A 20,859-nucleotide genomic window follows, 5' to 3' on the forward strand; every position below is an offset into this window, starting at 1 on the left:
TTTACAATAAGTTAATATGGTAACTATCAGGGGCTTCTTAGTTTCAGTGATTTATATTTTTAATGTTAGGGAATTGTTATCAATTCAATATTTTTAGAGAGTTAAGATGGATATATTTTATATTTACAATTATTAAAACAAATATACCATTGAAAAAGAAAGACATTAAGATACTATTAGTAGATGATGAGCCAGATATTTTAGAGATTGTAGGTTACAATTTATCTGCTGAAGGTTATCAAGTTATTAAAGGCGAAAATGGTTTAGAAGCTTTAGAACTAGCAAAAAAGCATAAACCTCATTTAATTATTTTAGATGTGATGATGCCAAAAATGGATGGTATTGAAGCTTGTGAAAGAATAAGATCGCAACAAGATTTAAGTGAAACAATCATTACGTTTTTAACAGCAAGAGGAGAAGATTATTCTCAAGTGGCTGGTTTTGATGCTGGTGCAGATGATTATATTGCAAAACCTATAAGGCCTAAAGTTTTAATAAGTAAAGTAAAAGCTTTGCTTAGAAGACTTAAGCAAACCGAAGGTGATGTTGAAACTATCTTAAAGATTGGTGATTTAGTGATTTATAAAGAAGAATATAAAATCATTAATAAAGGAGTAGAGATTACTTTGCCAAGAAAAGAGTTTGAATTATTATCTTTGTTAGCAACCAAACCTGGTAAAGTTTTTAAACGTGATGAGATTTTAGATAAAGTCTGGGGAAATGAAGTCGTTGTTGGAGGTAGAACCATCGATGTTCATATTAGAAAGCTTCGTGAAAAAATTGGAGACAAATCTTTTAAAACGGTTAAAGGTGTTGGTTACAAGTTTGTAGACTAATGCAAGGTAAAAATTTAAAGAAATCTTATAAATTCGCATTGCGAACAGCACTATATGTAACGTTGTTTACAACGGTTCTTGTTAGTGCTTTTTTGCATTTTTACCACGCCATTAATTGGCATCTTGTATTTTACCCTCTGCTATGTTTTCCTTTATGTTTTTTTATTATTCAATATAGGGTTGAACGTTTTATATACAAGCGTGTTAAGAAAATATACGATGATTTAACATTGCTAGAATCTACGAGCTTAAGACAACAACCCATAACTACAGATATGGGAACCTTAACCAAAGAGATTGATAAATATGCCAAAAACAAAAAATTTGAAATCGAAACGCTCAAAATAAGAGAAGAGTATCGAAAAGAATTTATAGGTAATGTTTCTCATGAGTTAAAAACACCTTTGTTTACCGTTCAAAGCTATTTACTCACATTATTAGATGGAGGTATTGAAGACGAAAAAATTAGAAAAAAATACCTTACACGAGCAAGTAAAGGAGTTGAGCGCTTAACTTATATAATTAAAGACTTAGATATGATTACCAAATTAGAGGTTGGTGATCTTAGTTTGGAGAAAGAGAATTTTGATATCGTTAAATTGGTGCAGAGTGTGTTTGATCTTTTTGAAATGAAAGCCGCTAAAAAAAATATTACCTTAATTTTTGATATCGATTATCCTAAGCCTATTATGGTCTATGCAGATAAGGAACGTATTCAACAAGTTTTAACCAACCTTATTGTTAACTCTATTAAATACGGACGTGAAAAAGGGACTACAGAAGTTAGTATAGAGAACCTTATTAAAAACAAAGCTATTATTAGAGTTACTGATAATGGAGAAGGTATTGCTAAAGCTAATTTGCAAAGGCTGTTCGAACGTTTTTATCGTGTAGATAAAAGTGGTTCTCGTAAAGAAGGTGGTTCTGGTTTAGGCTTGTCTATTGTAAAGCATATTATAGAAGCTCACGAAGAAAAAATATATATAGAAAGCCAATTAGGTGTTGGTAGTGAGTTTTCCTTCACGCTAGAAAAGTCCAAATAATTTGTTGTAGTTTACCTGAAATGCTTCAAATTTAAAACCGTTGTAGTTTTCAATCTCAGTTAATTGTTCAATATCAAATTCATCCTGGTTGGCGTAAGGTGCAATATGTTCTGCCTTCAATTTTTTAGCTAAATATTCTTGTTCAAATTGACCAGGAGTAGGAATAAAAAAGGCTTTCTTTTCAAGCTTTGCTAAATCCATAATAGAAGTGTAACCCGATCGACCTAATACCATATTGCTTTGGTTAATTGCAGTTTCCAATTCTACACTAGTCATATAATTATAGATATTTATATGTTCTTGTTGCGTTTTGGTTTGTATAGGTGCTACAGTGCCTTTTACAAAACAGACGTTTCCTTGATAGTATTTTAACTCTTTAAGTAATTTCTCTTCTAAAAAAGTACGTTGAGGTTCTGGTCCAGAAAGCACAACTAAAAGCTGGTATTTAGTTTCTAAATCTTGTTTTTTAAATCGAGATAAAGGACCTAAATATTTTAATGGAGCTTCAAAGTTTTCTGGGTGTCCTAAAATGCCACTAAGGTTTTTAGAGCCTTTATAGTCAGGAATCCAACATTCATCAAATTTTGAAATGATATGTTGATGCATTTTTGAGCTCAGCCAAGTAGTATTCCCACTTAAAACTTGCAATTGATGTGTTATAAATACAGAAGGAATAGATTTATGTCTTACTCCAAAACGATTATCAGAGATGATACCAGCTATAGGATTCGTTTTTATAAACGCTTTAATGGCTTTTTTCTCTTTTTTAATCGTTTTTAAAAGATGAGGTGAGTCTTTTAAAAGTTTAACCTTAAAGTTCTTTGGATTTTTAGAATACGTTATGTTGTATGAAGGTAGTTCCAAAGATTCAAGTTTAGGAAATTCTTTTTTTAATAATTGAAGTGCAATCCCATCACTGGCAATTATCGGTTCAAAATTATGACGTATTAATTCATTTATAATAGGAATACATCGTGTAGCATGACCTAAACCCCAATTTAATGGGGAGACTAAAACCTTTTTATTGTTTTGATTCTGTTTCAGTAATTATTTATTTTAGATATGTATCTACGAAACAAAGGTAAACCTAAAATGTTTCCTTAATTTTACCGAATTATTATAAAAATAAGAAATTAGAATAATTGTGGGAAGTAAAAATAAACTCAAGCGTTTTAGGGAAAACGAAACCTTTCATAATGTATATCAGCCAACACGAGAAGAATTGGTTGATGCAGCATATCAATTAAAAGGCAAATGGAAAGCCGAAGTATTTAAAAATAATAATCCTTTAGTCTTAGAATTAGGTTGTGGAAAAGGAGAATATACTGTTGGCTTAGCAAAACGTTATCCTCATAAAAATTTTATTGGTATAGATATTAAAGGAGCACGTTTCTGGAGAGGAGCAAAAACAGCCATTGAAGAAAATATTCCAAATGCAGCATTTATTAGAACACAAATAGAATTAGTTGCTCATGTGTTTGAAGAAAATGAAGTTGATGAAATATGGATTACATTCCCAGATCCACAAATAAAATACCAGCGTACAAAGCACCGAATGACTAATTTACAGTTTTTAGAACGCTATAAAAAAATATTAAAGCCAGGTGGTGTAATGCACTTAAAAACAGACAGCGAATTTATGCATGGTTACACCTTAGGTTTGTTGCATGGTTCGGGTTATGAAGTGTTGTATGCCAACCACAATGTTTATAAATTAGAAGGCAGTCCTAAAGATGTTACTGAAATTCAAACCTTTTACGAAAGCCAGTATTTAGAGAAAGACAAAGCAATTACGTATATTAGATTCAAAATCAACTAAAACTTGAGCATCACTGTTATTTTTTTTTTAGGGCTTATAGTGGCAATTATTGGTGTTATTCCGCCAGGTTTGCTTAACATGACAGCTGCAAGGATAAGCCTAAAAGAAGGAGCAGGACGAGGCATTATGTTTTCTACAGGTGTTAGTATTGTTGTATTTATTCAAACATATATCGCCGCTATTTTTGCAAGGTATTTAACCAATCATCAAGACATTGTAGAAATTCTTAAACGTGTAGCTTTTATTATTTTTGTACTTATTACCATATACTTTTTTGTGTTGGCATCAAAGCAAAAAGAGTCAAAACCAGAAACCGAAATAAAAAGTAGGCATGGTAGATTATTACATGGCATGTTATTGTCTGCATTAAATGTATTTCCTATTCCATATCAAGCTTATATGACCATTACTTTGGTGTCTTTTGGCTGGATGAATTTTGAAAAATTAAGCATTATTACTTATGTTACAGGTGCCTCAACAGGAACATTTGTAGTGTTATATTTTTATATTTTCTTTTTCGATAAGATTAAAGATAAGGCCTTTACTTCACAAAAAAACATGAACTATATTATAGGTAGTGTTACAGGAATTGTTGCTTTAATTACTTTTATTAATATTATAAAAGCGTGGTAATATGCAACCAGAAACTTTAGGTTTTTTTGAACGTGTTTATGGCGTTGCAAGGCAAATTCCTTACGGTAGAGTAACAAGCTACGGCGCAATAGCCAAATATTTAGGAGCAGGCAAAAGTGCCAGAATTGTTGGTTATGCTATGAATGGTTCTCATGGTAAAGATGTTCCTGCACACCGAGTTGTCAATCAAAAAGGATTGTTAACAGGGAAGCACCATTTTGAAGGAACCAATCTTATGCAGCAACTTTTAGAGAGTGAAGGTATTGAAGTTGTAGATCATCAAATCCAAAATTTAGACGCTATTTTTTGGGATCCTGCCAAAGAGCTTTAGTTCTTATTTTTTATTAAATAATAGAAGAATAGTTTTACTCTCTAATGAGAGTATTGATAACCTATTTAGATGTTATTTTAGGTTTGCTTTTTTGTCTATCTCTAGAGCGATTACTAAACCAAATCCACCTATTGCACAATTCAATTTTAGCGCTTCAAATTCTAAACTTTTCTAAGTACCTTTGCGCATAGAATTAATCTTAATAAAAAGAGATTAGGCGCTGTAATTTAGATACTTTTCTCTCTACTCATAATTGATATGAAACTAAAAAAACAAGATATACTTAACGCTTTAAAAACTATAACAGCACCTGGTGAAGGTGAAAATATGGTAGATAGCGGAGCTGTAACTAATGTAGTCACTTTTGCTGATGAGGTAATTGTTGATATTACAATAAGAAATCCAAGTCTTCAGGCTCGTAAAAAAACTGAAGTTGAAATTTTACAAACCATTCATAAAAAGGTTTACGAAAAAGCTAAAATAAAAGTCAATGTAAAAGTTGATGCACCTGCAGCAGCACCAAAAAACGAAATTAAAGGAAAAGCAATTCCAGGTATTCAGAATATTGTAGCCGTTGCTTCTGGAAAAGGAGGTGTAGGGAAATCTACTGTAACAGCAAATTTAGCGGTTACTTTAGCAAAAATGGGCTTTAAAGTTGGTGTTTTAGATGCTGATATTTACGGACCATCAATTCCTATTATGTTTGATGTAGCGAATGAACGTCCATTATCTGTAAATGTAGATGGAAAGTCTAAAATGAAACCTGTAGAAAATTACGGTGTTAAAGTATTATCTATCGGTTTTTTTACAAAACCAGATCAGGCTGTAATTTGGAGAGGACCAATGGCATCTAAAGCATTAAATCAAATGATATTTGATGCGGCTTGGGGAGAATTAGATTTCTTACTACTCGATTTACCTCCAGGAACAGGAGATATTCACTTAAGTATTATGCAGGCATTACCTATTACAGGAGCTGTCGTGGTAAGTACACCTCAAAATGTAGCTTTAGCAGATGCTAAAAAAGGAGTGGCAATGTTTCAGCAAGATAGTATCAATGTACCTGTTTTAGGTATTATAGAAAATATGGCCTACTTTACACCTGCAGAACTTCCAGAAAATAAATACTATATCTTTGGAAAAGAAGGAGCTAAGCACTTGGCAGAAGATTTAGACGTGCCATTTTTAGGTGAGGTACCATTAATTCAAAGCATAAGAGAAGCAGGTGACTTAGGAAGACCAGCAGCAATGCAAACCGCAACACCAATTGAAGCCGCTTTTGAAGCAATTACAAGAGATGTTGTTCAACAAGTGGTTAACCGTAATGAAGCATTACCAGCTACCGAAGCTATAAAAATCACAACAATGGCAGGTTGTTCTGCTGTTAAAAAAAATTAGATGAGCACAGAAGAACTTAGATTAAACGTAGAAAAAGCATTGGATGAAATCCGCCCGTTTCTACAAAGTGATGGAGGCGATATTAATTTATTATCTATAGACGATGATAAATTTGTAAAAGTACAACTTGTAGGTGCTTGTACATCGTGTAGTGTTAATCAGATGACTTTAAAATCTGGTGTAGAGATGACCATTAAAAAATATGCTCCACAAATCGAAAAAGTTATTAATGTAGAATAGTAATGTGACATTTATCACATTCTGAATAAAATGACATTAGTAATTTTGTATTCAATATTACATTCATGATTACAACAGATATACTTATTATTGGAGCTGGCCCAACCGGACTTTTTACGGTTTTTGAGGCCGGACTTTTAAAACTAAATTGCCATTTAATTGACGCATTACCGCAACCAGGCGGCCAATGTTCTGAGCTGTATCCTAAAAAACCAATTTATGATATTCCAGCTTATCCTGAAATTTTAGCAGGCGATTTAACAGAGAAACTCTTAGAGCAATGCAAGCAATTTGAACCTGGATTTACCTTAGGTGAGCGAGCAGAAACCATAGAAAAACAAGAGGACGGAAGTTTTATTGTAACTACAAATAAAGGGACAAAGCATAAAGCTCCTGTAATTGCTATTGCAGGTGGTTTAGGAAGTTTTGAGCCACGTAAACCACTATTAGATAATATTACAGATTATGAAGATTGTGGAGTAGAGTATATGATTAAAGAACCAGAGCTTTATCGCGATAAAAAAGTGGTTATTGCTGGTGGTGGAGATTCTGCTTTAGATTGGAGTATCTTTTTAAGTGATATTGCTTCGAGTGTAACATTAATTCATAGACGAAACGAATTTAGAGGACATCTAGACTCTGTAGAGAAAGTTCAAGAATTAAAAAATAGTGGTAAAATAAATCTAATCACTCCAGCTGAAATCACTGCAATTAATGGAAATGGTAAGGTTGAAAGCGTAGAAGTAACTAAAAAAGGAGAAGCACCTATTTTGGTAGACACCGATCATTTTATTCCGCTTTTTGGATTATCTCCTAAATTAGGTCCTATTGCAAATTGGGGACTAGAGATAGAAAAAAATGCCATAAAAGTTAATAATGCTTTAGATTACCAAACCAATATACCAGGTATTTACGCTATTGGAGATGTTAATACCTATCCTGGAAAATTAAAATTGATTCTTTGCGGGTTTCATGAAGCGACATTAATGTGTCAATCGGCTTATCAAATTATAAACCCTGGGAAACGTTATGTTTTAAAATATACGACAGTTGCAGGTGTTGATGGATTTGATGGTACACGAAAAGAAGCACCAAAAGCCGTGGTTAAAGCGATACAATAATGGACAGTTTAGATATAAATATTACAATCATTGATAGAGATGGTGTAAAGCATCAAATTGAAGCTCCAACAGATATGGCTATGAATTTAATGGAAGTTGTTCGTTCTTATGAGCTAGCTCCAGAAGGCACCATTGGGATTTGTGGTGGTATGGCTATGTGTGCATCTTGTCAATGTTATGTGTTAAGCGATACGGAATTGCCAGAAATGCAAGACGACGAAGAAGCTATGCTCTCAGAGGCGTTTTACGTTAAAGATAATTCACGTTTAGGTTGCCAAATACAAATAACGCCAGAAATGGAAGGTTTAGAGGTCGAGTTAGCTCCTGAGTCTTAAATACATTCCTACGAAAGCAGGAATCTCATAATGATATCAGCAAGTATACGCTTTAATAAGAATGAGAAGTGTAAATTGTGGTAATCTTTTTAGATAATATCATTACAGCTTTACAGATTAGTAATGTTATAAATGGCGAAAATGTCATAACTAGGTATTGTTAACCGCAAAGATAATTCCAATCTGTCAAAAGCATTACTATCCCAATTAGACTAATAATAAAAGAGATTTTAAGATATTTCTTATCTCTGTTTCTATCTTTCAAATCTTTAGACAAAATTATTATAGGTAGATTTCAAAGTACTACAAATAATAATTATCATCCAGAAGTACATTTCTAGTAATTCCATGCAATCTATTGCGTTTGAAGATTAGCCGATTCAATAAAATTTAAGGCTTTTTGAAATCGGTTTGACTTCTGAAGTATTTTGCCTTTACTATTTACGACTAAATAAGTAGGAAAAAATTCTATATCTAAATCTTTATAAAGGATTTTTCCTGAACGATCTTCATTATAATTTGTCCAATTGTATTGATGTGTGTCTAAATAAGTGATCCATTTACTTTTACTTCTGTCTATAGATATTCCTATAATTTCAATGTTTTTATGTTTTGTGGTCTTAAGATATTCTGCAATTACGCCGTGATCTTTTACACATGGAGGACATTCTAAATACCAAAAGTCTAGGATATAAATTTTGTTATCTTCTAATGTTAGTGAGGTTTGATTACCTCTTGTAGTGTTAAAGGTGTATTCCGAAAAGTTTATTGTTGTTTCAATGTTCGGATTAGGTTTAGTGTTTAGCAAGGATATTAGTATAATAAGAATAATGTTACTATAACTCATAAATACGCTTTTTAGTTTATGCTGTTTTATAATTAGCCAGTTTGGTAGGTCCTTCCAATAGAAACCGATCAATCTTCAAATTACCATCTTCAGAAGTTGTAATTTGCCATTTAATTAATGAAATCTCACCATTTTCAATTTCAAGACCTGTAATACTTCTTGGGTGGACACAACTACCATCATTAAAAAAAGCAATATCACCTGGCTCAGGAAAACGCGGTCTGTGCGTGTGTCCAACAATGGTAATTTGATTGTTGTTTTCAATAATCCATTTTTTTGTGCGCCGTTCTACTTTAATAAGTTCTTTGTAGTTTTTAGCAGGTGTTGTTGGATCAGCAATACCCATAACATTTAAAGGCTTCCATAATATACGAACTAAAAAACGACTCCATTTCCAAAATGTATAATTCCACCAATCGGCTTGGTGACCATGGGTTAAAAATAAGTTTTGGTTAGTTTCTGTATGTTTTAAAATGATCGCTTCATGATATTGAATACCACAAAATAAATCTTCGTCATTTCCTGTTTTTGGGTCAAAAAAAGTAGATAAATGCTTTTCAACATATTTAGGGTCACGATACACCATATCGTGGTTGCCCCAAATCATGTGTAGGCGATTTTCATCGTGAAATTGCTTCATCAACATATACACATTCTTGTGTGCGTAAAAGATAGATTCAAAGGACAGATTTTCCCACAACTCATCTCCGTCTCCAATTTCACAATACTGAAATCCTTCATTATAATAATGCTTTAGGGCATGAAAATAAATGTTACGATTGTTGGCGAAATCATCCGCAAAACTATTATCACCTCTGTGGCAATCGCTAAATAGTATAAGCTTACTAGAATCATCAAAGTTGATAATTTTAGCATTTTTGAAAGCACGATCTAATCTCGATTTTGAAGACATGTATATTCTTTGTTCGACTAATTTAAACAAAAAATGCTTCCCAATAATGAGAAGCATTTTTATGAATTCTAGTTTATAGTCATTAGGCCTTTAAAAAGACCTGAAATTATAGGTTTTAAATTCTATTTAAAAGCATTTAAACCTGTGACATCTAAACCTGTAATTAATAGGTGTATATCGTGAGTACCTTCATAAGTAACTACACTTTCAAGGTTCATCATATGACGCATAATACTGTATTCGCCAGAGATTCCCATACCACCTAACATTTGTCTAGCATCACGAGCTATGGTAAGCGCCATATCTACATTGTTACGTTTTGCCATAGAGATTTGAGCAGATGTCGCTGTTCCGTTTTCACGCATCACACCTAAACGCCATGCTAATAATTGGGCTTTTGTGATTTCGGTAATCATCTCAGCTAATTTCTTTTGTTGTAATTGAAATTGTCCTATAGGCTTTCCAAATTGCATACGTTCTTTACTGTAACGTAAGGCTGTATCGTAGCAATCCATAGCAGCTCCAATGGCTCCCCAAGCAATACCAAAACGTGCCGAATCTAAACAGCCTAATGGTGCTCCCAATCCAGATTTGTTTGGTAATAAATTTTCTTTAGGCACTTTTACATTATCAAAAATAAGCTCTCCAGTGGCAGAAGCTCTAAGTGACCATTTGTTATGTGTTTCTGGTGTAGAAAAACCTTCCATACCACGTTCTACAATAAGTCCATGAATTCGTCCTTCTTCATTTTTAGCCCAAACTACGGCTACATTACAAAAAGGTGAATTGCTAATCCACATTTTAGCACCATTTAAAAGGTAATGGTCTCCCATATCTTTAAAATTAGTCACCATACCTCCTGGGTTAGAACCATGATCTGGTTCTGTAAGTCCAAAAGAACCAATCCATTCACCAGAAGCTAACTTTGGTAAGTATTTTTGACGTTGTTCTTCGTTGCCATATTTCCAAATAGGATACATTACTAAAGACGATTGCACAGATGCTGTACTACGTACACCTGAATCTCCGCGTTCAATTTCTTGCATTATTAAGCCATAAGAAATTTGGTCTAAACCAGCTCCTCCATACTCTTCAGGGATGTAAGGGCCAAAGGCACCTATTTCAGCTAGTCCTTTAACGATTTGTGTAGGAAACTCTGCTTTTTGAGCATAGTCTTCTATAATTGGAGACACATCGCGTTTTACCCATTCTCTGGCTGCATCGCGTACTAACTTGTGCTCTTCTGTAAGTAATTCATCAAGATTGTAATAATCTGGTGCTTCGAATAAATCTGGTTTCATTCTAATTTTGATATTTATAACTTCTAATTTTGAGAATTTACCAAAATAGAAGGTGTTATTTTATAAGTTTAACAAAAGTAACGAAAACGATAGCATTGCCCAACAATAGATTTACATTTTCAGATAAAAATCTTTAGTGAGATTAATATAGTCTTCTGTGTATTGGTGTCGTGATGTTTCTATAATTAAATTTGAAGTTTGTTTCGCTGTATTTTGAAAAGAAAACTCTAACAAACTGCGTTTAATTTCTGTATCCGGATTGCCTTTTACATGAAGAGATCGATTCAGGAATAAACCTGCGTTTGAGGCTAAATCAATAATATTTGCTTCTTCTTTATACGGAATGATAACAGAAAAAACACCTGTTTCTGATAATAAGTTTACAGCAGCAAATATTAAATGTTTAAAAGGCATAGCATCGTTAAAGCGGGCTAAATCTCTTGTTTTATTGTCGGTTTTGTAGTCTTCGGAATAGAAGGGAGGATTGCAAATAATTAAATCAAATTCGTCCTCAATTTCTTCTACAAATTCTAAAAGCGAAGCATGGTAACAAAATAGACGGTCTGCCCAAGCAGAATTTTCAAAATTTTCAGAACACTGCTCATAGGCTTCAGCATCAATTTCTAAAGCTTCAATATTTTCAGCATGGCTTCTTTGCGCTATCATTAGAGATAAAATACCTGTTCCTGCTCCAATATCTAAGACAGAAAACGGATTATGATCAATAGAAGCCCATGCGCCAAGCAATACTCCATCTGTGCCAATTTTCATGGCACAACGATCTTGATGGACTGTAAATTCTTTAAATTTAAAAGGCAGCGAACTCATTAGTCTTCAAGATATAAATCAATGAGTCCTTCGGGTGTATTAACTTCTATCGTTTTGTGTTTTCGATCTACTTTACCAATAAACTCATCGTTCATAGGGATTAAGATTTCAACACCATCTCTATCAATTTCAAATAAAGCCTGTGCTGTAGAATCATTAATACCTTTTAAGATACCAACATCCCCAAAGTTTTTATCCTTAATGGTAAAACCAATTACTTCATGAAAATAAAACTTATCTCCATCGAGTTTTGGGAGCAGATCTAGTGGTAGGTATAATTCTGTTTTTATTAATGCATCTGCATCAGCTTCTGTATCTACATCTTCAAATTTTAAGCGTAATAAATCTGATTTGTGTAATTGTGAAGCTTCGATAAAAAAAGGTACTAGATTACCTCTTAAATCTATAAAAACAGCATCTAAATTATCGTATAAGTCAGGTTCGTCTGTATCAAGTTTAGCTAAAAGTTCACCTTTAAAGCTGTATTTTTTTACAATTTTACCTAAATAAAAACAATCTTCTTTTTTCATGACAAATTTTATTTGTCATCCTGAATTAGTTTCAGGATCTCAATTAATATTAGTAAATATCTGGTTTTTTTAACAGGATTTATTCAATTGAGTATTTATTCGGTATAAAATACATAATTGAACAAAAAAACCCAGACTATTAAAGTCTGGGTTTAAAAGTATAAAATAAATTTTTTACTCTTCTTCGTTAGAAGCTGTTGTTTCTTCAGTTGCAACATCTTCTGCTACTTCTTCAACAACTGGTGCAGCTGCAGCGATACGTGCTTCATTTACTGCTTTTTCAGCTTCAAGTGCTTTAGCTTTAGCATCAGCATCTGCTTTAGATAAACCATCAGATTTAGCTTGTACTTTAGAAGCTTTTTCTTCTAACCAAGCGTTGAATTTTGCTTCAGCTTGCTCTTCAGTTAATGCTCCTTTTCTAACACCACCAGCTAAATGATTTTTTAGCATAGCACCTTTATAAGATAAAATTGCTTTTGCAGTGTCAGTTGGTTGTGCACCATTTTGTAACCATGTTACAGCTCCGTCAACATCTAATTCGATAGTTGCAGGATTGGTGTTTGGATTGTAAGCCCCTAATTTCTCAAGGTATTTACCATCTCTTTTAGCGCGAGAATCCGCTGCTACGATCCAGTAATAAGGTTTTCCTTTCTTACCGTGTCTTTGTAATCTAATTTTTACAGGCATAATAATTAATTAGTGAGGTTCTCGACCTCTGTTATTAATGAGGGCGCAAAGATAATATATTTTTTTAATAATCAATACTTTAATTTAAGTGTTTATTGAGGTGTCCTTTAGAGATAAGATCATCAAAATAATGGAGTTAATAAGCTTAAAGATTAAATGTAGGACAATTCATTTTAACTAAAAGAACTCCACTTTAGCTAAAAGAAAAACTAAGTTGGGCATAGTATGAAAAAAAATTATACTTTTGATAATTCTGTTTCGTTATATTTGAAGCAAAGATTAAAAAAATTACTCTTTAAAAGATGAAAAAATTTACCCTTATAACTCTTGTTTTTTTAACATTATTTGGCTGTGGAGACGAAGTGCAGTTTAATTCACCTGCAATTCAGGGCTCTTATGATAATCAATTTTGGAGAGCAAAATCTTTCGGAGCTAGCATAGATGCAACAGGTGCCTTAACGATTAAAGGAATAAATAATGCTGAAACCTTAGAATTATTTTTGCCTTCTGCATCAATTAATGTAGATGGATATATTTTAGGTGATGTAGAATCAATTGAAGCGAGATTTACCAAAGCAGATGGAACTGTATATTCTACTAATAATTCTAATGGAACATCGCCTGATTATGAGGATTATGGTGAAATAAGGCTTACAGAAATATTAAATAATACCTTTACGGGTACATTTCGTTTTAATGCCTATAGTGCTTCTGGTGATGTTGTCAATTTTACAGGATCTACTCATGATGTAGAACAATCTACGGGAGATCCTATCTATGGAGGAATATTCTATAAAGTACCTTTGTTGTCGGGTTCTATTCCTACAAACCCTATCGTTTGTGCGGATGTTGAAGATTTGGCAAATGAAGCTGAAGGAGCATACGAAGCAGCAACTTCAAGTGATTTAGAGTTTATAATTAAAGCAGATTTTGAAAACGCTTGTAATAATTACATAGCAGCATTAAATGTGCAGCGTAATTATTGTGGTGATCCAGATGGTTCTATACAAGAAATGATAGATAATTTAGGAAACTGTGAGATGTCTTGTGAAGATGCTATTCACAATGCTACTGAAGCAGAGTCGCAATATATTACTGCAACTATTGGTAACTTTAATGAAAAGTGTGCACAGTATTTATTCTACCTTCAAGAGCAAATTGAAATATGTGGAGATGCCGATGGAAGTATTCAGGAAGAAATTGATGCTTTAGATTGTGCAGATGATGATAATGATGGAGTACCAAATGTGTTTGAAGATTTTAATGGAGATGGTGATATAACAAACGATGATATAGATGGAGATGGAATTCCTAACTATTTAGATGATGACGATGATGGTGATGGTGTTTTAACTATCGATGAAGCTAAAGATGAAGATGGGAATCCTATTGATACAGACGGAGATGGTGATGTGAATTATTTAGATAATGATGATGATGGCGATGGCTTATTTTCAAACTACGAAACTGGAGATACAGACGGAGATGGAGTACCAGATTATCTGGATAATGACGATGATGGTGATTCTATATTAACTTTAAACGAAAATGCAGATCCAAATGGTGATGGTAATCCTGATGATGCGGTTGATACCGATGGCAATGGAATACCAGATTATTTACAACCATAAATTAATTCTGATATATAAATAGATAAGCGTTGCTCGTTATGAGTGACGCTTTTTTTATGTTCAAAACTCTTTGTAATTTCATTTCAGAAAAGTGCAAATTCTATGTAATTTTATAAGCTAACTTTTTGAAGATTATAATTGTAATTTTTACTGATTATAAGCGTTTTATGCTTTGATGTCCTTGCAGTAAAAACACACGGCTTAATAAAAAACGACAGAACAACACATGTACTTAATATTCGATACTGAAACCACAGGATTACCAAAACGCTGGGATGCACCAATTACTGATACCGATAATTGGCCAAGATGTATTCAAATTGCTTGGCAATTGCATGATGGTATGGGAAATTGTATAGACCATCAAGATTATTTGGTGCAACCCGAAGGGTTTAATATTCCTTATGATGCCGAAAAAATTCACGGTATTTCAACGGAATTAGCACAAGAACAAGGGGTGACACTAGCTGAAGTTTTAGAAAAGTTTAATGCTGCTTTAGCAAAAACCAAATTTGTGGTCGGACAAAATGTAAAGTTCGATTTAAACATTATGGGTGCGGAGTTTGTGCGTGAAGACGTAGAAAATCCACTTCAAGAATTACCTGTTTTAGATACCTGTACCGAGCATACCGCTAGTTTATGTCAGATTCCTGGTGGACGCTATGGAAAATTTAAATTACCAACCTTAACGGAGTTACATGAGTATTTATTTAATCAGCCTTTTGCTGAAGCACACAATGCTACAGCCGATGTTGAAGCTACAACGCGTTGTTTTTTAGAATTAATTCGTCGTAAACAATATACTAAAGAGGAACTTGATGTTTCTCCAGAATATTTTGAGAATTTTACACAAGAAAATCCTGCTGAAATACAGCTTATCGGTCTTAAACATATTAATCTAAAGAGAGAGAGTGCTAAGATTAATGCAAGACTTCAAAAAGCGCAAGCAGAGGAGGTACCTGTAATTGTAGATAAAGAAGCGGCCTCTCAATTAAAGGATGCTGATTTCGCTCATTTGCATAACCATTCGCAGTATTCAATTTTACAATCTACCATAAGTATAAAAGATTTAGTTGCAGCAGCAGCCAAACAAAATATGCCTGCGGTTGCTATGACGGATCATGGTAATATGATGGGCGCTTTTCACTTTGTAAGCGCCGTTTCTGGTCATAACAAAAAAGTAAAAGCACAGCATCAAGAAGCTGAGGAAGCCGGATTAGAAAAGAAAGGAAAAATCATTAAACCAATAATAGGTTGTGAGTTCTTTGTATGTGAAGATCATACTGATAAAACCAGAAAAGATAATGGGTATCAAATTGTGCTTATGGCCAAAAATAAAAATGGCTATCACAATTTAGCAAAATTATCGTCGGCAGCTTTTACAGATGGTTTTTATTATGTACCTAGAATTGATAAAAAACTCATTGAACATTACAAAGAAGATTTAATCTGCTTAACTGGAAATCTTTATGGAGAGGTACCAAGTAAGGTGTTAAATGTGGGGGAAAACCAAGCAGAAGAGGCTTTATTGTGGTGGAAAGAGACGTTTAAAGATGATTTATATCTCGAAATCATGCGCCATAATCAGGAAGATGAAAACCGTGTAAATCCGGTATTAATTCAATTTTCTAAAAAACATAATGTAAAATTAGTCGCCACCAATAATACCTATTACGTCGATCAAGAAAATGCCAATGCGCACGATATTTTATTGTGTGTTAAAGATGGTGAAAAGCAAGCGACACCTATAGGTCGCGGTCGTGGGTATCGTTATGGTTTACCAAATCAGGAATATTATTTTAAGTCGTCTGAAGAAATGAAGGCATTATTTAGAGATGTGCCTGAAGCTATTGTGAACATCCAAGAGGTTGTTGATAAAATAGAGCCATACGAATTAGCTAGAGATGTATTACTGCCTAAATTCGATATTCCCGATGAATTTAAACATGAAGAAGATGACATTGACGGAGGTAAACGCGGTGAAAATGCTTTTTTAAGACATATTACTTATAAAGGAGCTAAAATTCGATATGGTGAAATTACACCAGAAATTGAAGAACGTCTTGATTTTGAGCTTGGCGTAATTGAAAAAACAGGATATCCAGGATACTTTCTTATTGTAGAAGATTTTATTCGCGAAGCCAGAAAAATGGATGTTTCCGTAGGTCCTGGTCGTGGTTCTGCGGCAGGATCTGTAGTAGCGTATTGTTTATGGATTACCAATATAGATCCTATTAAGTACGATTTGCTTTTTGAGCGTTTCTTAAATCCAGATCGTGTAAGTATGCCCGATATTGATATCGATTTTGATGATGAAGGTCGAAGCCGTGTTATGGATTACGTTATTGAAAAATATGGCGCCAATCAGGTGGCTCAGATTATTACTTACGGAACCATGGCTGCGAAATCATCTATTAGAGATACTGCTAGAGTATTAGATTTACCGCTAAATGAAGCCGATCATATTGCAAAGTTAATTCCATTAATGTCTAAACTCGGAAAGATTTTTGGGTTAGATGAAAAGGAATTGGCTAAAAAATTCCGAGCGGAAGATTTAGAAAAAATTAATGAACTACTTAATATTTCGGAAGGAGATGATCTTCAAGCCGAAACATTAAATCAAGCTCGAATTTTAGAAGGTTCAGTTCGTAATACAGGAATACACGCCTGTGGTGTAATTATTACGCCAAGTGATATTACCAACTATGTGCCTGTATCCTTAGCCAAAGATTCAGACTTATATGTAACCCAATTTGATAACTCGGTAGTAGAAAGTGCTGGGTTGTTAAAGATGGATTTCTTGGGATTAAAAACCTTAACTTTAATTAAGGATACGGTAAAACTTGTTAAGGCTAAACATAATATAGAATTAGATCCGGAGAATTTTCCTTTAGATGATGTAAAAACCTACGAGTTATTTCAACGTGGAGAAACTGTAGGAGTCTTTCAGTATGAATCTCCTGGAATGCAAAAACACATGAAGAATCTCAAACCTACGGTTTTTGATGATTTAATTGCCATGAATGCCTTGTATCGTCCTGGTCCAATGGAGTATATTCCAAGTTTTATTGCGCGTAAACATGGTGACGAAGAGATTGTGTACGATTTACCAGAAATGGAAGAGTACTTAAAAGAAACCTATGGTATTACGGTTTACCAAGAGCAAGTAATGTTGTTATCTCAAAAATTAGCCGATTTTACCAAAGGTGAAGCCGATGTCTTGAGAAAAGCCATGGGTAAAAAGCAAATTGCGGTTTTGGATAAAATGAAACCGAAATTTATTGAGCAAGCGGGAGCTAAAGGTTTAGATAAAAAGAAGCTAGAGAAAATCTGGAAGGATTGGGAGGCTTTTGCTAGTTATGCCTTTAACAAATCGCACTCTACGTGTTATGCTTGGATTGCCTACCAGACTGCCTATTTAAAAGCGCATTATCCGGCAGAATATATGGCAGCGGTATTGTCTAATAACATGAACGATATTAAGTCTGTAACCTTCTTTATGGAAGAGTGTAAGCGGATGCGTCTACCTGTTTTGGGACCAAGTGTTAATGAAAGTTTTTATAAATTTTCTGTAAATAAAGATAATGCAGTACGTTTTGGAATGGGAGCTATAAAAGGAGTTGGTCATGGAGCCGTACAAACCATTGTAGAAAACAGAAAAAAAGACGGACATTATAAATCTATTTTCGATTTAGCTAAGCGTATTGATTTGCGTGCGGCTAATAAAAAGGCCTTTGAAGGTTTAGCAAACGCGGGTGGATTTGATTGTTGGCCAGAAACCCATCGAGCGCAATATTTTGCTCACGATGGGGACGGCATTACATTTTTAGAAAAGGCAGTAAAATACGGAGCTAAACATCAGGAAAACGAAAACTCTGCCCAAGTGAGTTTGTTTGGTGCCGCAAGCGATGTTCAAATAGCAGAACCTGTAGTGCCACCATGTGAAGATTGGGGAACAATGGAGAAACTATCTCGAGAACGTGAGGTGGTAGGAATTTATATTTCCGGACATCCTTTAGACGATTTTGCCATTGAAATGAAAACCTTTTGCAACGGAGTGGTGGCGCATTTCAACGATTTGGAAGCTATAGTGAATAAGGAAGTAACCTTTGGAGGTGTGGTTACAGATGTGCAACATCGAGTGAGTAAACAAGGTAAAGGTTGGGCTATTTTTACGATTGAAGATTATACTGATAGTTTTGAGTTTCGGATTTTTGGAGAAGATTATTTAAAATTTAGACACTTCTTTGTCATCAATTCTTTTGTTTATGTGCGCGCCTTTGTACGTGAAGGTTGGGTCAATAGAGATACTGGTAAAAAAGGAGAACCACGAATTCAGTTTAATAATTTTCAGTTGCTGCATGATGTGATGGATACTTATGCTAAAAAATTATCCATTCAATTAAATATTAGAGATTTAGAAAAGGAAACCGTTTCTGTGTTATATGACTTAATAAAATTCCATGAAGGCAATCAAACTCTAAATTTTGTGGTCTATGATAATGCTGAAAAGATAAAAGTGCAGATGCCAAGCCGAAAAAATAAAGTCAAAATTTCACAACAGCTGTTAAATAGTCTGAAGGAACATGATATAATGTATAAGTTGAATTAGTATTTGAAATGAACACGAAAATGTAAGATTCTTTTATTATTAAATCAATAAACTATAAAAGATTATTTGACGAAAAGGTTTTATCTTTAAGTCTAAATTTCGTAGATGACGGAATAGGAGAAGAAATATTAATTTCAATAAGAAGTTCAAAATTTAATAAAAACGAGCTATAGTAAGCATTGGGTAGAATTTCGTTTTTCATGATTCCATTTTCGATTAACACATTAAATTAAGAAATCTACAGTATTATTTGGAATATTCATTCCAATGCATTTATATTTGCATGTGAATAAAAAAGAAGTCATATTATCATCTGCACTTATACTGCTTACAGAGAAAGGAGTTCATAATACACCAATGTCTGCTATTGCAAAAGCTGCCGGAACAGGAATGGGAACAATTTATAACTATTTCCCTAACAAAGAGTCTTTAATCAATGAGATTTATGTAAATATAAAGGTCAAAGAAAAATCAGTGTTTTTAGATTTTGATGTAGAGCAACCAATAAAAACACAATTTGAGAATTATCTAAGATCTATTATTGATTTTTTTATTGCAAATCCTGCTTATTTTAAATTTATGGAGCAATTACAAGCGTCTCCAATTATTACTAAAGAAAGCAGAGAAGAAGGAGGGAAATCCGTTGCTTCAGTCCATGAACTATTAGTTAAAGGTCAACAAGAGCGTATTATTAAAGCTATAGAATTAGACGAAATATTAATGTTTATTGGTGGTGCTATTTTGGCTTATTTAAGATGGTATTTTCACCAGTCAGAAACAAAAACAACATCCCTTAAAAATCAAGCACAAATGGTTTGGGACGCCATTAAAGAATAAAAAAATTTACCTAATAATTGGAATGAATATTCATTCGTTAAAACAATAATTATGAAAAAAAATGTATTAATTACAGGAACATCAACAGGAGTAGGGTTTGAAGCTTCAATGCTATTTGCTAAGAATAATTATAAGGTCTATGCTACAATGCGAAACCTTAAAAAAGCTGACCAACTTAAAAAGAAAATAGAAGAAGAAAATTTGGATATTGAGTTACTTCCTTTAGATGTCACTAAAATTTACTCCATTACATCTGCGGTTGAGACCATTATAGAAAAAGATGGTAAAATAGATGTGCTGGTCAATAATGCAGGAGCCGGATTTGCCAAAACAACTGAACAATCTACAGAAGATGAAATTAGATGGGTAACTGAAGTGAATTATCACGGAGTGGTATTCTGTACACAAGCAGTGCTGCCTTATATGAGAAAACAAAAGAGTGGTCAAATCATAAGTATTACCTCTGTTGGTGGTTTAGTAGGACAGCCATTTAACGAATTGTATTGTGGAGCAAAGTTTGCCGTAGAAGGTTTTATGGAAGCTTTAGCAACTTATGTCAGTGATGCTTTCAATATTAAAATCACTTGTGTAGAACCAGGAGGAATTGCTACAGAATTTATGACGTCTGCCATCGAAATAACCGCTGTTGAAGGTCAATTTGCAGCTGGAGAATACCAACCAATCTTTGAACGATATATGGCAGGAAATCAAAAACGAGCAAATGAAAGTGAAAATCAAGTGTATCAAACAGGAGCTGAGGTTGCAGAAGTGGTTTTAAATGTCGCACAGCATGAACAGCCACCACTGCGAATTAGAACCTCAAAATGGGCTGAAGATTTTTGTGAACTAAAAACGCAAGCCGATCCGGATGGCACTAAGATTGTTAATCAGTTAAAGGCAAGTTTTTTATAAGCAAT

General features: G+C 33.7%; 20 protein-coding genes. 13 read left to right on the top strand and 7 right to left on the bottom strand.

Going from position 1 to position 20,859, the window contains the following annotated elements; all coding sequences use genetic code 11:
* Positions 1 to 149: 149 nt before the first annotated feature.
* Both KO504_RS11290 and KO504_RS11295 read left to right on the top strand, forming a co-directional pair.
* On the top strand, positions 150 to 836 hold the full coding sequence (locus KO504_RS11290; protein WP_215926917.1) for a response regulator transcription factor: 687 nt from the start codon (positions 150 to 152) through the stop codon (positions 834 to 836).
* Positions 836 to 1,879, top strand: coding sequence for a sensor histidine kinase (locus KO504_RS11295; protein WP_215926919.1), 1,044 nt, complete (start codon positions 836 to 838; stop codon positions 1,877 to 1,879). Before KO504_RS11290 ends, KO504_RS11295 begins: the two co-directional genes overlap by 1 nt.
* Here KO504_RS11295 and KO504_RS11300 read toward each other — a convergent pair.
* Complete coding sequence (locus KO504_RS11300) at positions 1,862 to 2,743, bottom strand: glycosyltransferase (protein WP_252723669.1); 882 nt, start codon at positions 2,741 to 2,743, stop codon at positions 1,862 to 1,864. The two genes, KO504_RS11295 and KO504_RS11300, sit on opposite strands and share 18 nt — an antisense overlap.
* A 280-nt stretch (positions 2,744 to 3,023) precedes the next feature.
* Between KO504_RS11300 and trmB the strand changes: the two genes are divergently transcribed.
* The 7 genes from trmB to KO504_RS11335 all read left to right on the top strand — a co-directional run bounded on the left by trmB (position 3,024) and on the right by KO504_RS11335 (position 7,756).
* On the top strand, positions 3,024 to 3,698 hold the full coding sequence (gene trmB / locus KO504_RS11305; RefSeq protein ID WP_215926921.1) for a tRNA (guanosine(46)-N7)-methyltransferase TrmB: 675 nt from the start codon (positions 3,024 to 3,026) through the stop codon (positions 3,696 to 3,698).
* 3 nt (positions 3,699 to 3,701) lie between these two features.
* A complete protein-coding gene (locus KO504_RS11310) occupies positions 3,702 to 4,331 on the top strand; it encodes a LysE family transporter (protein ID WP_215926923.1) in 630 nt (209 codons plus the stop codon).
* Between the two features lies 1 nt (position 4,332).
* On the top strand, positions 4,333 to 4,662 hold the full coding sequence (locus KO504_RS11315) for an MGMT family protein (RefSeq protein ID WP_215926925.1): 330 nt from the start codon (positions 4,333 to 4,335) through the stop codon (positions 4,660 to 4,662).
* A 258-nt stretch (positions 4,663 to 4,920) separates the two neighbouring features.
* Positions 4,921 to 6,060: an Mrp/NBP35 family ATP-binding protein gene (locus KO504_RS11320; RefSeq protein WP_215926927.1), complete on the top strand. Its 1,140-nt coding sequence runs from the start codon at positions 4,921 to 4,923 to the stop codon at positions 6,058 to 6,060.
* Positions 6,061 to 6,300 (top strand): NifU family protein, encoded by a 240-nt coding sequence (locus tag KO504_RS11325; RefSeq protein WP_215926929.1) that lies wholly within the window; start codon positions 6,061 to 6,063, stop codon positions 6,298 to 6,300. It begins immediately after the preceding gene.
* A gap of 65 nt (positions 6,301 to 6,365) precedes the next feature.
* Positions 6,366 to 7,421 carry an NAD(P)/FAD-dependent oxidoreductase gene (locus KO504_RS11330; protein WP_215926931.1) on the top strand — a complete coding sequence of 352 codons (1,056 nt, stop codon included), beginning with the start codon at positions 6,366 to 6,368 and terminating at the stop codon, positions 7,419 to 7,421.
* Entirely contained in the window at positions 7,421 to 7,756 is a 336-nt protein-coding gene (locus KO504_RS11335) for a 2Fe-2S iron-sulfur cluster-binding protein (protein WP_215926933.1), read from the top strand. Before KO504_RS11330 ends, KO504_RS11335 begins: the two co-directional genes overlap by 1 nt.
* 355 nt (positions 7,757 to 8,111) lie before the next feature.
* On the opposite strand, the gene KO504_RS11340 is transcribed toward KO504_RS11335, so the two are convergent.
* From KO504_RS11340 to KO504_RS11365, 6 genes are all read right to left on the bottom strand, one after another.
* Positions 8,112 to 8,603 carry a TlpA family protein disulfide reductase gene (locus KO504_RS11340; protein ID WP_215926935.1) on the bottom strand — a complete coding sequence of 164 codons (492 nt, stop codon included), beginning with the start codon at positions 8,601 to 8,603 and terminating at the stop codon, positions 8,112 to 8,114.
* A gap of 16 nt (positions 8,604 to 8,619) precedes the next feature.
* Positions 8,620 to 9,516, bottom strand: a complete 897-nt coding sequence (locus tag KO504_RS11345) for a metallophosphoesterase family protein (RefSeq protein ID WP_215926937.1) — start codon at positions 9,514 to 9,516, stop codon at positions 8,620 to 8,622.
* Positions 9,517 to 9,638: 122 nt separating this feature from the next.
* Complete coding sequence (locus tag KO504_RS11350; protein WP_215926939.1) at positions 9,639 to 10,817, bottom strand: acyl-CoA dehydrogenase family protein; 1,179 nt, start codon at positions 10,815 to 10,817, stop codon at positions 9,639 to 9,641.
* Positions 10,818 to 10,928: 111 nt separating this feature from the next.
* Entirely contained in the window at positions 10,929 to 11,645 is a 717-nt protein-coding gene (locus KO504_RS11355; RefSeq protein WP_215926941.1) for a tRNA1(Val) (adenine(37)-N6)-methyltransferase, read from the bottom strand.
* A complete protein-coding gene (gene rimM, locus KO504_RS11360; RefSeq protein WP_215926943.1) occupies positions 11,645 to 12,175 on the bottom strand; it encodes a ribosome maturation factor RimM in 531 nt (176 codons plus the stop codon). The genes KO504_RS11355 and rimM overlap by 1 nt, the downstream gene beginning before the upstream one ends.
* A 174-nt stretch (positions 12,176 to 12,349) precedes the next feature.
* The gene (locus tag KO504_RS11365; RefSeq protein ID WP_215926945.1) at positions 12,350 to 12,862 is read right to left on the bottom strand and encodes a 30S ribosomal protein S16; all 513 of its coding nucleotides are present in this window, start codon (positions 12,860 to 12,862) and stop codon (positions 12,350 to 12,352) included.
* A gap of 302 nt (positions 12,863 to 13,164) precedes the next feature.
* On the opposite strand from KO504_RS11365, the gene KO504_RS11370 reads away from it, so the two are divergent.
* The 4 genes from KO504_RS11370 to KO504_RS11385 all read left to right on the top strand — a co-directional run bounded on the left by KO504_RS11370 (position 13,165) and on the right by KO504_RS11385 (position 20,854).
* The gene (locus KO504_RS11370; protein ID WP_215926947.1) at positions 13,165 to 14,493 is read left to right on the top strand and encodes a DUF6252 family protein; all 1,329 of its coding nucleotides are present in this window, start codon (positions 13,165 to 13,167) and stop codon (positions 14,491 to 14,493) included.
* A 226-nt stretch (positions 14,494 to 14,719) separates the two neighbouring features.
* On the top strand, positions 14,720 to 19,105 hold the full coding sequence (gene dnaE, locus KO504_RS11375) for a DNA polymerase III subunit alpha (protein WP_215926949.1): 4,386 nt from the start codon (positions 14,720 to 14,722) through the stop codon (positions 19,103 to 19,105).
* Between the two features lie 267 nt (positions 19,106 to 19,372).
* On the top strand, positions 19,373 to 19,942 hold the full coding sequence (locus tag KO504_RS11380; protein ID WP_252723670.1) for a TetR/AcrR family transcriptional regulator: 570 nt from the start codon (positions 19,373 to 19,375) through the stop codon (positions 19,940 to 19,942).
* A 51-nt stretch (positions 19,943 to 19,993) separates the two neighbouring features.
* On the top strand, positions 19,994 to 20,854 hold the full coding sequence (locus KO504_RS11385) for an SDR family oxidoreductase (protein ID WP_215926950.1): 861 nt from the start codon (positions 19,994 to 19,996) through the stop codon (positions 20,852 to 20,854).
* Positions 20,855 to 20,859 lie beyond the last annotated feature (5 nt).

The sequence above is a fragment of the Winogradskyella psychrotolerans genome, assembly GCF_018860565.1.
Lineage (GTDB): Bacteria > Bacteroidota > Bacteroidia > Flavobacteriales > Flavobacteriaceae > Winogradskyella > Winogradskyella damuponensis.